The sequence below is a fragment of the Aquiluna borgnonia genome (assembly GCF_013283855.1).
Classification (GTDB): Bacteria; Actinomycetota; Actinomycetes; order Actinomycetales; family Microbacteriaceae; genus Aquiluna; species Aquiluna borgnonia.
This window is the reverse complement of sequence record NZ_CP054056.1, coordinates 1168785-1180924: the sequence shown is the minus strand read 5'-3', so window position 1 is coordinate 1180924 and position 12140 is coordinate 1168785. Positions and strand designations below refer to the sequence as shown.

Genomic DNA, 12140 nt, shown 5'->3' with positions numbered 1-12140 from the left:
CGTGTCCTTTGCCTTCTCCAAGTCAGCGAGAGGTTTGGTCTACGAATCCGGCGATCAGCTAAATCGCAAAACCTTCCTCATCTACATCGTGATGCTAGCTTTCTCCATGAGCCTGATCCCTTACACGATTGACCCATACCTTCCGGCATTTCCGGCTATCGGAACCTTCTACGGGGTTGACTCCAACACCATTCAGGCATCGCTTGCGGGAGTCACGATCGGGTTGGCGATTGGCCAGATTGTCTCTGGGCCAATTTCTGATGCCATCGGCCGCCGGCCGATGCTGCTCTTAGCCAGCGTTGGTTTCACGCTCTCGGCGCTCGCGGTCTTCTTTGCTCCGAGCATTGAAATTTTCACTCTGCTGAGATTTTCCATGGCACTGTTTGCCGCCTGCGGCGATGTGGTGGCAAGGGCCATTGTGCGAGATCTTTACCGCGGGCAGCCAATGCTTCGGATGCTCTCGAGAATTTTCCTGATTCAGTCGCTATCGCCAATTTTGGGCCCAATCGTGGGTAGCCAGCTGGTTGGGGTTGGGCCTTGGCAGAGCATCTTTTTAGCCTTTGGCTTTTTTGGTTTGGTGCTGAGTGTCATTGTGCTGTTTTTCCTGCGCGAGACCCTGCCGGTTGCGCAGCGGCGCTCGCAGAGTGCGATGGGGCTTTTGCGCGGCTTTCGCTCAGTGCTGCGGGATCGAATCTACGTGGGGCTGTTGATTGTCAGCGCACTGCAGATCAGCGCGCTGTTTGGTTACCTGAACGTGGTGAGTTACCTCTACCAGGATCACTATGGGCTCTCTGCCCCAGAGTTTGGGGCGCTTTTTGCGGTCAACTCGGTGGCTCTGTATTTGGCCGTGCAGTTTGGTGGTTTTATTGCCAAGTACTTCAAGGCGCAGTGGATGCTGGTTATCTACATGGTGCTTGGAACGCTGGCAGGAATTTTCCTGGTGGTCACCAGCGGGGGAGATATCTGGTTGGCTGAGATTGGTTTTATCCTGCTGATTGTGTCCTTTGGGGCCCCGGCGACAGCGATCCCAACCATTGCCCTTTTGAATCACGGAACTGAGGCCGGTACCGCCGCCTCCCTAATGGGTTCGGCAAACTTCATTGCAACTTCAATTTTTGCGCTTGTTTACTCGCAGCTCTCCACAACCTCAACGGCTGATGTTGGCTGGCTGGCCCTTTTGCTATTCGGTATCTCCACGGCGGTGATGATTTTTGTTGTGAGGCCTTGGACTATTCCGGACCTGCGGCGGGACTTACAGGCTGAGGCTCATTAGGAATTTGGGGATACAGCTAGTCAGCTAAATTAGAGAGCGCTGCCTCAATACCGGCCATGACGAAATCTTCAAGAGCCTTGGCCTGAGCGCTGAAATCAGCACCTAATTCAATTTTCTTTGCTGTTGCACCTATGAGGCCAAGAATCAGGTTGGCTGTCGTAGCGGGGTCTTCAACTCCCACTTCGGCTAGAGGGCTGATCAGGCTTGATGTGTAGAAGCCGTGCATGGCCCTAAACATTCCGCGCTGATCCTCCGGAATGACACCCTGTGGAATATCGGAGACAAATCGGTGCCGGTCGGACGCCATAAATGCCAAGGAGAAATGGAGCCAAACTCTAATTTGCTCCATTGGATCTTTCAGATCACGCAGCAGTCGGTCTAGCTCATTAGAAAGATCTGCCATTTCGTCGAGCAATATTTCCGATAGGACGTGCTCTCGAGATGCAACGTACTGGTAGAGCGCCGGCCGAGATATCTTTAGCTTGAGGGCTAGGGCCCTCATGGTAAGAGCCTCCAGGCCCTGCTCCTGAATTATTTCAGAGGCGGCCTGAATTATGAGGTCTCTTTTGGTGTCGGTTGCCATAGCACTCTAAGCATAATTTGCCCGGGTGGCTAATTCAAAGCTTGCGCAACTGACCGGGCCGCTCTGTCCGCCGCCAGCGCAATAGTCTCCACATCACTGTCTGTTATGGCCGTTGAGACGAACCAGGCTTCGAAGGCTGAGGGCGGTATGGACACTCCGTTGTCGAGCATGCTGTTGAAGAAAATCTTGAACGCCGTCTGGTCTTGAGTGCTGGCTTGAGCGTAGTTTGTCACTCTAGAGCAGCCAAGGAAAAAAGAGAACAGGTTGCCTGCAACCTGGTAGCTGTGCTGAACGACGTGTCCGTTGAGGGCACCAGAAATTGCATCGCCAATTTCTCCAGCACGCTTATCAAGAAGGTCGTATGCATCTTGGTCGAGCAGCTCCAATGTTGCTAACCCGGCACTCGTCGCCACCGGGTTTCCACTGAGTGTGCCTGCCTGATAAACAGAACCCAAGGGGGCAAGCAGGTCCATAATTTCAGCACGACCAGCAACCGCAGCCAGTGGTAGGCCGCCACCGATTACCTTGCCCATTGTGATCAAATCCGGTTGCCATCCTGATCCGTACTTTCCCCACCACCCAGCTCGTGAAACTCGAAATCCCGTCATCACCTCATCAAGAATCATCAGCGCTCCGTGCATTGCGCACAACTTCGCAATCTGCTCATTGAAGCCATCCAGAGGGGGAACGACGCCCATGTTTGCAGCAGCGGCCTCTGTTATCACAGCTGCAACTTCAGATCCGCGCTCCGAAAAAAGTTCGTTCAGCTCGTCAAAGTTGTTGTATTCAAGAACAACAGTGTCGGCCACTTGACCCGCTGTTACCCCGGGGGAGTTGGGCAGCCCCAAGGTTGCAACTCCCGAACCAGCCGAAACCAGCATCGAATCCAAGTGTCCGTGATAGCAGCCGGAAAACTTCACAATCAGAGCCCTTCCGGTTGCCCCTCTCGCTAATCGAACTGCGGTCATCACCGCCTCAGTTCCCGAGGAAACAAATCGGACTCGTTCCGCCGCAGACACTCGCTGGCTTATGGATTCAGCAAGTAGTGATTCATTGGGATGGGGCGCTCCAAATGAGAAAGACTTGCTCATGGCCGCTGAGACTTTTTCCACAACCTTGGGGTGAGCGTGGCCGACAATCATTGGCCCCCAGGAACCAACTAAGTCAACGTAATTGTTGCCATCCACATCCGTCACTCGACTTCCAGCCCCAGAAACAAAGTAACGAGGCGTTCCTCCGACTGCTTTGAAGGCGCGAACCGGCGAGCTCACACCGCCCGGAATCACGCGTTGGGCTCTTGAATGCCAGTAATTCGATTTAGAGGTTTCCAATGTGATCTCTCCTTGCGTAGTCCTTGGCCCAATAGGTGCAAATCAGTGATGCACCGCTGCGCTTCACGCTGTGCAAGATTTCGAAAATGCTTCGGTCTCGGTCGATAAGTCCCACTGAAGCTGCAAGCTCAACCATTGCGTACTCACCTGAGACCACATACGCAGCGACCGGCACGTTACTGAGCGACGCTATGTCGCTCACGATATCCAGGTAGGAGAGTGCGGGCTTTACCATCACGATGTCCGCACCCTGCTCGATATCGAGCAACACCTCGCGCGCAGCTTCTTTTCGGTTTCTCGGGTCCTGCTGGTAGCCTCTGCGGTCACCAGTCAGCTGTGATTCGACCGCGTCTCGAAAGGGGCCGTAAAACGCGGAGGCGTATTTTGCCGCATAAGCCAAAATTGCGACATCTTGCAGGCCTGCCTGGTCTAAAGACTCCCTGACCGCTGCCACTTGGTTGTCCATCATGCCGCTGAGCCCGAGCATGTCCGCACCAGCTTTGCCAAGTACTCGAGCCATCTCCGAGTACTTCATGAGGGTTAGGTCGTTATCTACATCTCCGCTTGAGCATAGAACTCCGCAGTGTCCATGCGAGGTGAACTCATCCAGGCAGAGATCGGCGATTACGACCAGTCGATCTCCGACCCTCTCCTTCACTGCTCTCACGCTTCTGGCAAGAATTCCGTTTTCGTTCAGTGCTTCAGAGCCAACCTCGTCTCGATGCTCTGGTATGGCGAAAAGCATCACCGACCGAATTCCAAGGGCTAGGACTTCATCAATCTCCACCAATAGAGATGCTTCGCTGTGTTGAAACACCCCCGGCATTGATTCAATTTCTCGCGGCGATGACAAGCCTTCTCTAACAAATATTGGATAGATCAGATCACTCGACCGGACATGATTCTCTGCAACCAGCTCTCTGACAGCTGACGAACTTCTGAGTCTTCTCGGTCTCATTTTCTCTCCATGGCAAACGCCCTCAATTGTGTTTCTACTTCGCCTTGATCGCCTGACTCAGTGAGGAAATCAGGCCTGTAACCCTGCGCTTGAAGTGCGGCAGCGGTCGCCTTTCCCAGGCACAGAAATCTGGTCTTGGGTTTCGGTACGTAGCTGAAAAGCGCCCTCACCGCACTAGGTGATCGAAGCACCACCAGATCGAATTCGCCCGCCCTGAGCTGAAAGGCGCTTTCGGGTTCAGGCTTTGTAATCGAGGTGTGGTAGACCACCTCACTCACAACCTCGAGCCCAGCCTTTGTGAAGGCGTCTGGAATGGCCCGCATGGCCAGGTTGCCCCCTGGAATTACCGCCCTGACAGGCGCAGTTCTCAACATTTGGTCAGCCAGCGATGCAGCACTGAAATCCGAGGAGACCAAAACCTCCGGAGCACCCATGGCCAGGAGTTGGTTTTTGGTTGCTTCGCCTATGGCTGCGAATCTAATTGTCCTGAGGTCAAGCCGATCAAATGCTTGAGGAGGCAGCTGGTTCTCAAAATTTTCAAAGGCGTTTGTTGATGTGTTTACAAACCATTTAGGCCTTTGATCTTCTAGAGCCCCAAACATCCGGTGGGCGCCCATCGGATTTGGGAACTGCTGAATCGTTAGGTAGGGGTCAATAACGCATTGAAACCCAAGCCTGGATAGCCAGGTTGCCTCATTCTCATTTCGGCTTGGACGAATTAAAAGAGCTTTCAAATCAGGCCGACCTTACGAGCTACATCTCCTGAGAGTAATTTGTCTGCGACACTCAGGCCCAGCTGCTCTGCAAGCTGGATTTGCTTTGGGTTGATTTTCACTCGCTCGCTTACAGATTCATAGGCGCCTGTGGCTGGGTCACCGAGCTCGGCAGTAAGGAGCAGCTGCTCTCCCTCGAGGGTTGCCAGGGCTCCAATGGCCGTGGAACAACTGGCCCCCAGCCCAACAAGAACGCTCCGCTCCGCTGTGGTGGTCAGACGAGTGACCTCATCATCAATGGTTGAGATAAGACCCAGGAGTTCTGCACTTTCGCTCCTAATTTCAACAGCTAGCGCGCCCTGACCGGGGGCGGGAATGAACATTACGGGTGAAAGTTCTTCTGCGATCTCGGAAAGTCGCCCGATTCGGGCGAGTCCGGCCCATGCCATTACGGTCGCGTCATATTCACCCGACCGCACCTTAGCTACTCGAGTGTCCACATTTCCGCGAATGTCAGTGACTTGCAGGTCAGGCCTGGATCGGAGAATTGACGCTGTTCGGCGAGGAGAAGAGGTTCCAATTTTGGCTCCGGAGGGGAGCAAACGTAGGGGCAGATTATCCCTTGACACAAGCACATCGAGAGGGTTCTCCCTCTTCGGAATTGCGGCCGAGACAAGACCTGGAAACGGCAGTGCCGGTAAATCCTTCATGGAGTGGACGAGCATGTCAACTTCGCCCGCCAGTAGCTTCTCACGAAGCGCTGAAACAAACACTCCAGGAGTCTTTGCCTGAGAGAGTGGCGTGGTCGTCCTGTCTCCCTCGGTTTGAATCAAAACCTCCTCGAATTGCAATTCGGGCGCGACCGCGACCAGCGCAGCCAACACAGTACCGGTCTGTGTCCTTGCCAGCAGGCTTGCTCTGGTTCCCACCCGTATCTTGGTCAAGCCCCGCTCACCTCCAAGTCGAAGAGCAAGCGAATTGCTCGAAGATACTCACTGTGATCTTCGCCGAGCGTAAGATCCTTGACTTTCAGGGTTGGCTTGTGCAGCAGGGTGTTCAAAACCCTGCGAAGCGACTGCTCAACCTCGGTGGCAGTGTCACCTCCAGCCCGCTTGCGAACAGACTCAACTTCGAGCTCGATCCATCGCTCAACATGACCGCGCATTGCAATCACAATTGGGTCAAACCCACGAGCTGATTGCGCTCGAGAGAAGCTCTTCGCCTCCTCCATCAGCATTTTTTCCACCTCTTCGAGTGCCGAGCCATTCCTAATCTGGGGCTGGTCCCGCAATCCCTCGAGCGAAACCAGCTCCACCCCAGGCAAGTCGGAGGCAAACGGGTCTACATCGTTTGATGCAGCCATATCTATCAGGCGCAGAGGATTGCCCGTGCCTTTGAGAGTGAGCGCCCGTTGACAATCCGAAACGGTCACAGTGAACTCAGAACCGCCTCTTGCGAGAATCGCTAGGTCGTGCTTAGCGAGCTCAGCAGCCAAATCCGAAGAGCTCGCAAGGTCCACCTCATTGAGTTCCGCAAACCTTGCTGCCCTGGCTGAATCCGCGTGCACGCTGATTTCGACGATGCCAAATCTTCTAAGTGCCGTGACAATTTCTTTGGCATAGGAACCGGTGCCCACGATCAGGGCAGAGGCTAGTAGAACCTCATGCGGATTTATGGCCTCGATAGCAAGGTCGATTAGACCCCTGCCGGGTTTATCTTGACTGAAAGTTAGCGCAGCTTTTCGACCAGCGCTAATTGCGGCGTCAAAGATGTCATTCAATTCTGCCGAGGCGGTTCCGAGATTCCTCGAGCGAGCGATGGATTTTCTGACCTGACCGCGAATCTCGCTTTCGCCGATCGCAATTGACTTCAGTCCGGCTGCAACGAAAAATAAGTGCTCAACCAGCTCTGGCCCAAATCTCACCTTCAGAGATTCGGCAACCTCTTTCCCTGCTCGTCTAGAAAGCTCGGAACTGATTTTGTCCACTCCAGCGTGAAAATCCTCGACGGCGGCGTAGACCTCAAATCGGTTGCAAGTTGCCAGCACTGCCGAGCCTGAAATGAGCTTGGCTTCCTCTTTCAGGGCCATCTGAAACTCGTCCGCTAGGCCTTCGAGCCGCCCCAGAAGAGACAGCGGAGCGCTGGTGAAGTCCATTCCGACACAAATCAAGGTCACGGGGAAACAATACAAACCCCCTACCTGACACAGTGTCACAGCAGAGGTCTCTGGCTCCTGCACAATAAAGCGGTGCTCAAACCGACGCATCCTCTCAACCAAGGAGTCACGGCTTCCTCCACTCTGGTTCGCGCGCTGCGCGCGCAGCCCGTCGAGAGCACTCCCGTCTGGTTCATGCGACAGGCCGGAAGATCTCTCCCTGAGTATCGTGCCCTCAGAGCGCGGCACGAGATGCTGGAGGCTTGTTTGACCCCAGAGGTTGCTGCAGAAATAACGATGCAGCCGGTTCGTCGTCACAAAGTAGATGCCGCAATCTTCTTCTCGGACATTGTCATTCCACTCAAACTGGCGGGGCTGGCGGTCGAGATCAGGTCCGGAGTTGGACCCATCATCGCCAACCCGGTTAGAACGCGAAAGGATCTTGAGTCACTGCGCCTTTTACAGCCGGAAGAACTCGAGCCAATCACTCGGGCGGTTGAGTTACTCGTTTCAGAACTGGGGCCAACCCCTCTTATCGGATTCGGTGGAGCTCCTTTCACTTTGGCTTCATACCTGATTGAGGGCGGTCCCTCAAAAGACCTTCCAGAGACCCGCAAGATGATGAGAGATCCCGAGCTATTCCAGGCCGTCTTGTTTTGGTGCGCGGACGTTACGGCCTCATTTATTCGGGCGCAAGTGGTGGCGGGGGCTAGCGCACTTCAAGTCTTTGATTCATGGGCCGGGAAACTTACTCCCGAGGAATATCGGGATCATGCCAAATCGGCTTCAAGGAGGCTGTTTGCCCAGCTGGAAGACCTGCGCGACGAGAGCAGTAATTCAGTGCCCAGGGTGCATTTTGGATTAGGTGCAGATGCAATTCTTGAAGACACGCTTGAGGTTGGCGCAACAGCCATTGGAGTTGATCACACTTCATCTCTGTCAGAGGTCGGTAGGCGTCTGCCAGGGGTCGCCCTACAGGGAAATCTAGATCCCGAAGTGCTTTCCTCAAGTTGGGACGACATAGAGCATGCCGTTGGCTCGGTCTTGGACTCTGCAAAAAACCTCGCGGGACATGTGTTCAACCTCGGACATGGAGTCCCAAAGCAAACCGATCCGGAAGTCCTCACCAAAATCGTTCAGCTGATCCATCAGGGGAAGCGATGAGCCGCACAAGGATCGTCATCGGAGGAGGTATTTCAGGGCTCCTCGCTGCAATTCGACATGCAGATTCCGGTGAAGAGGTTTCGCTGGTAAGCCCTGAATTTGGGGGTCAGATCGCGAGTGTGAAGATAGCGGGGCTCAGTGTTGATGCTGGAGCCGAGGCAATCTCGACTGCAAACCCGGCCGGTGAGCAACTGCTCCACGAGCTGGGACTAGGTGAAATGTTTGCTTATCCGCAGCCGTCAGGCTCCAGCATCATCTCCTCTGAGAAAAGGTGGAATATCCCCTTCGGCTATTTTGGAATTCCCGCGGATCTCAGCACTCCAACCCTGTTGGACGCCTTTTCGCAGCAGGAGCTTGCCCTTGCGCAGCAATTAGATTCCAAAAACTTCAATCCGTCGGGGTCCGTGGCGAAAGTTGTCACCGATCACCTGGGAGCCGCTTTTCTGGAGCGATTAGTTGACCCAATTGTTCGCTCCATTCATGGCTCACCTTCTAATGAACTTGACTTTGCCGCCACATTCCCGGACCTGGCCGAAAAGGCAATTAGAGCGGGGTCTTTGGTTGCCGGAGTTCAGAAAATGAGCAGAGCAAGCAATTCCCCAGGGCTAAATGTGATTTCTCTTCGCGGAGGACTTCACCAAATGATTGACGCTCTCGTTCATCGAGTTTCTGACAAGGTCAAGCTCAAAAGGTCTCAAGTCAGCTCCATCAAAGCCGCGGGAAACGGGTGGGATGTCGGGTTTGCGGATTCGTCCAAGTTTTTTGATTCGGTGACATGGGCGGCTCCAGCTCTCATCCTGGCTAAGGCAGCCGGCATTGACTCAGAGATTGGAAGAGCCGCATTGATGGTGGATCAGAAGAGTACCTCTATCGCATTTGCGCACGTAAATGCTCCTGGCTTGGACGCCGCGCCTTTGGGATCCGGCGCCATAGTTCGAGACGGGACTGCTCTCGCTCAAGCCACAACGCACCTGAGCGCAAAATGGGAATGGATAGCAGACTCCTTACCCTTGGGCCAGCACCTGATCCGCCTGAGTTTTGGGGAAAACCAACTTCCAGAATCAGGGGATGGGCTCGATGCACTCCTGAAGAGCGAGATTGAGTTTTTGTATGGAACCGAAGTGGATCTCCTGCAGGCCAAAGTAGTGAGCTGGACCCAGGCCCTAGCAAGATCCAAGCCCGAACAGATAGCTCCACTTCTTCAGGCGATTGATTCGAACGCTTCCAGTTTCGAGCTGGTATCTGGATTTGCTAGGGGCAACGGAGTTATGGGCATCATCACAGACCACATTCAAAGGAGGGCAGCTTGAACAGCAAACTCGAACAACTAAACGCCGAAATTCGATACACGAATTGGACTGCCTTCAAGCAGACATCTCAAGTGGCGGATGGGGCGAGAGCCAGCGAGGCATTCATGGAGCTGACCGCTTGGTTTAGCGAGCAAGGCGGTGAACTTCGTGGGGCCTATGACATAAGAGGCTTCAGGGCAGACTCAGACTTGCTCTTTTGGACCCACGCTGCGTCGGCAGAACTAATTCAAGAGTTCTTGGGAAAATTCAGGTTTAGTTTGCTCGGGACTAACTTCAATCCTTTTTGGTCCGGCATGGGATTGCATCGTCCAGCAGAATTCAATCGTTCCCATGTTCCAGGTTTCATGCTTGGGCAGACCGCAAGACAGTGGCTCACGATTTATCCATTTGTCCGCTCCTACGAGTGGTACCTGCTCCCGGAGGCTGAACGCAGGGAAATGCTCATGGAGCATGGACAAAAAGGTCACGAGTTCAGCTCGGTAATTTCTAACACAGTGGCGGCATTTGCCCTGGGGGACTATGAGTGGCTTCTTGCTTTGGAGTCGGACGAACTCCATGACCTTGTGGACATGATGCGCGACTTGCGATACACGCAAGCTCGCCTGCACGTGCGAGAAGAGGTCCCATTTTTTACAGGCAAAACCATCAATCCAAGTCAGATCGGAGCAACCTTCAAATGACTTATGACGCCATTTTGCTAACCTCCTTCGGCGGCCCAGAGGGTCCAGATGAGGTAATGCCTTACCTTGAGCGTGTGACTGCCGGAAGAGGGGTCCCAAAGGAGCGACTAGAGGAAGTCTCACATCACTACCTCGCACTCGGGGGTGTGAGTCCAATCAACGAGCAGAATCGCGCCCTACTGGCAAAACTTCGCGAAAGATTGCCAGAGCTAGGGATTGACCTACCTATCTATTGGGGCAATCGCAACTCAGAACCCTATTTTTCAGACGTTGTAAAGCAAATGTACGAGGCTGGACACAGAAAAGTGTTGGCTTGGGTTACAAGCGCATACTCCTCTTACTCCGGATGTCGGCAGTATCGAGAGAACCTCCACCAGGCCCTCTTTGAGAACGATTTGCTAGGAAAGATGACCATCGACAAGGTGCGCCACTATTTTGATCACCCAGGGTTCCTAGAGCCGGTAGTGGAGGACTTGGTCGAGGGTATTCGTAAGGTCAAGTCCGCCGGGTCTTCGACCGAGCAAATCAAAATCATGTTTGCAACGCATTCAATTCCAAACGCAATGGGTGAGACCAGTGGACCGCCTGCGAGGCGTGAAGAATTTGCAAAGCCGGGTGGTGCTTACGAAGCGCAGCATCTTGCAGCAGCTCAACTCGTTATAAGCAAGGCGGGGGTCGCTATGGGTGAGTCCATGCCGGAATGGGAGCTGGTTTACCAGTCGCGAAGTGGCTCACCGGAGGTCCCATGGCTGGAACCTGATGTGAACGATGCAATCCAGAGCGCGCATGAGTCTGGAAGGACCGGGGTTTTGATTGTGCCGATCGGTTTCGTATCAGACCACGTTGAGGTGGTCTGGGATCTCGATAATGAGGCTCAGGAAACTGCTGAAGGTTTGGGGATGAACTTCTACCGTGTCGCCACAGCAGGTATCCACCCCGCCTTTGTTGATGCTATCGGCAACTTGATAGCAGAGCGATTGGGAACCGAAGCCCCGAAGGCGGAGAGTTCGCTAGGCCCCTGGCCGAGCTTCTGCGCTCCTGGGTGCTGCCCAAACCTGAGAAGGGAGCTGCCAACTGTTGCGGAGGCTACCGCTTAGATCCTGGGCGTTGTGCCAGCCAGGCACCGAGGATTACCACAACTCCGCCTACTGGTTCATACCAGTGCAGACTCTCGCCCAAGAGCAAAATGCCCCACACAGTTGCCACCACCGGGTTGGTGAAGGTAACGGTGGCCGCGACGGCTGAACCTGCCTGGGTCACCACCGAGTGAAACAGCCGGTAGGCAAGACCCGAGCCAAACACTCCGAGCAGCAAAATGGCAACGAGAGATTCTGGGGTTGGCGCGGCAATCACCAGTGGCCCACTGAACAGATAGAGCGGCAGCAGAGTGAGCGCACTGGTTGTTACCTGAGCGGCTGCGGTGCTGGTTGGATTCAGGCCCATCGGGCTGACAAACTTTCGAATGTAGGGAGTTCCGATTCCGTAGGAGACCGCTGCCAACAGCAGAGCCATCACGGCTGCCGGGTCATTGGCACCAAAGCCCTCCCAAACTCCGAGAGTTATGGCGACGCCAACCAACCCGATTACCAGCCCAATCCCGGACAGCAGCCCCACCTTCTCCGAACGGTAGATGGTGAGTATTGCCAGCAGCGTAAACATCGGCATAGTGGCACCGATAATTGCAGCCAGCGAGGAAGTGGTGGACTGCTGGGCGAAGCTAAACAGTGAAAAGGGAATTGCAGACATGAATAGCCCGGCAACCCACAGGTGAAACCACTGCCTACCCCTTGGAAGCTCAAGTTTCAGTGCGAACACCATGGCGAACATGGCCACTCCACCGAGCATCGTGCGCCAGAAGGCCACCCCGTAAAAAGGCAGGAACCTAAGAGCCAACTCGGTGAATAAAAAGCTGGAGCCCCAGATCAGGGCCAATGGAAGAAACTTCCAAATCCAGTGGGTTTTCACCCGATAAA

General features: G+C 54.3%; 12 protein-coding genes. 5 read left to right on the top strand and 7 right to left on the bottom strand.

Annotated features, from left to right (window positions below; translation table 11 throughout):
* Nucleotide 1 precedes the first annotated feature (1 nt).
* Entirely contained in the window at nt 2–1273 is a 1272-nt protein-coding gene (locus tag HRU87_RS06035; RefSeq protein WP_173494015.1) for a multidrug effflux MFS transporter, read from the top strand.
* 16 nt (nt 1274–1289) lie between these two features.
* On the opposite strand, the gene HRU87_RS06030 is transcribed toward HRU87_RS06035, so the two are convergent.
* From HRU87_RS06030 to HRU87_RS06005, 6 genes are read right to left on the bottom strand one after another with little or no spacing between them, the layout of a single operon-like run.
* Nucleotides 1290–1856 (bottom strand): TetR/AcrR family transcriptional regulator, encoded by a 567-nt coding sequence (locus HRU87_RS06030; protein WP_173494014.1) that lies wholly within the window; start codon nt 1854–1856, stop codon nt 1290–1292.
* A 29-nt stretch (nt 1857–1885) separates the two neighbouring features.
* Entirely contained in the window at nt 1886–3193 is a 1308-nt protein-coding gene (hemL, locus tag HRU87_RS06025; protein ID WP_425483689.1) for a glutamate-1-semialdehyde 2,1-aminomutase, read from the bottom strand.
* Nucleotides 3174–4145, bottom strand: a complete 972-nt coding sequence (gene hemB / locus HRU87_RS06020; RefSeq protein ID WP_173494012.1) for a porphobilinogen synthase — start codon at nt 4143–4145, stop codon at nt 3174–3176. Before hemB ends, hemL begins: the two co-directional genes overlap by 20 nt.
* Nucleotides 4142–4879, bottom strand: a complete 738-nt coding sequence (locus HRU87_RS06015; protein ID WP_173494011.1) for a uroporphyrinogen-III synthase — start codon at nt 4877–4879, stop codon at nt 4142–4144. The genes hemB and HRU87_RS06015 overlap by 4 nt, the downstream gene beginning before the upstream one ends.
* Complete coding sequence (hemC, locus tag HRU87_RS06010) at nt 4876–5802, bottom strand: hydroxymethylbilane synthase (RefSeq protein WP_173494010.1); 927 nt, start codon at nt 5800–5802, stop codon at nt 4876–4878. The genes HRU87_RS06015 and hemC overlap by 4 nt, the downstream gene beginning before the upstream one ends.
* On the bottom strand, nt 5799–7034 hold the full coding sequence (locus HRU87_RS06005; protein WP_173494009.1) for a glutamyl-tRNA reductase: 1236 nt from the start codon (nt 7032–7034) through the stop codon (nt 5799–5801). The genes hemC and HRU87_RS06005 overlap by 4 nt, the downstream gene beginning before the upstream one ends.
* 72 nt (nt 7035–7106) lie before the next feature.
* Between HRU87_RS06005 and hemE the strand changes: the two genes are divergently transcribed.
* The 4 genes from hemE to HRU87_RS05985 are packed head-to-tail and all read left to right on the top strand — an operon-like array spanning nt 7107 to nt 11264.
* Nucleotides 7107–8177, top strand: a complete 1071-nt coding sequence (hemE, locus tag HRU87_RS06000; protein WP_173494008.1) for a uroporphyrinogen decarboxylase — start codon at nt 7107–7109, stop codon at nt 8175–8177.
* A complete protein-coding gene (locus HRU87_RS05995) occupies nt 8174–9487 on the top strand; it encodes a protoporphyrinogen/coproporphyrinogen oxidase (protein ID WP_173494007.1) in 1314 nt (437 codons plus the stop codon). Before hemE ends, HRU87_RS05995 begins: the two co-directional genes overlap by 4 nt.
* Entirely contained in the window at nt 9484–10167 is a 684-nt protein-coding gene (gene hemQ, locus HRU87_RS05990) for a hydrogen peroxide-dependent heme synthase (RefSeq protein WP_173494006.1), read from the top strand. Before HRU87_RS05995 ends, hemQ begins: the two co-directional genes overlap by 4 nt.
* Nucleotides 10164–11264 (top strand): ferrochelatase, encoded by a 1101-nt coding sequence (locus HRU87_RS05985; protein ID WP_173494005.1) that lies wholly within the window; start codon nt 10164–10166, stop codon nt 11262–11264. Before hemQ ends, HRU87_RS05985 begins: the two co-directional genes overlap by 4 nt.
* On the opposite strand, the gene HRU87_RS05980 is transcribed toward HRU87_RS05985, so the two are convergent.
* Nucleotides 11254–12132, bottom strand: coding sequence for a DMT family transporter (locus HRU87_RS05980; RefSeq protein ID WP_173494004.1), 879 nt, complete (start codon nt 12130–12132; stop codon nt 11254–11256). The two genes, HRU87_RS05985 and HRU87_RS05980, sit on opposite strands and share 11 nt — an antisense overlap.
* Nucleotides 12133–12140 lie beyond the last annotated feature (8 nt).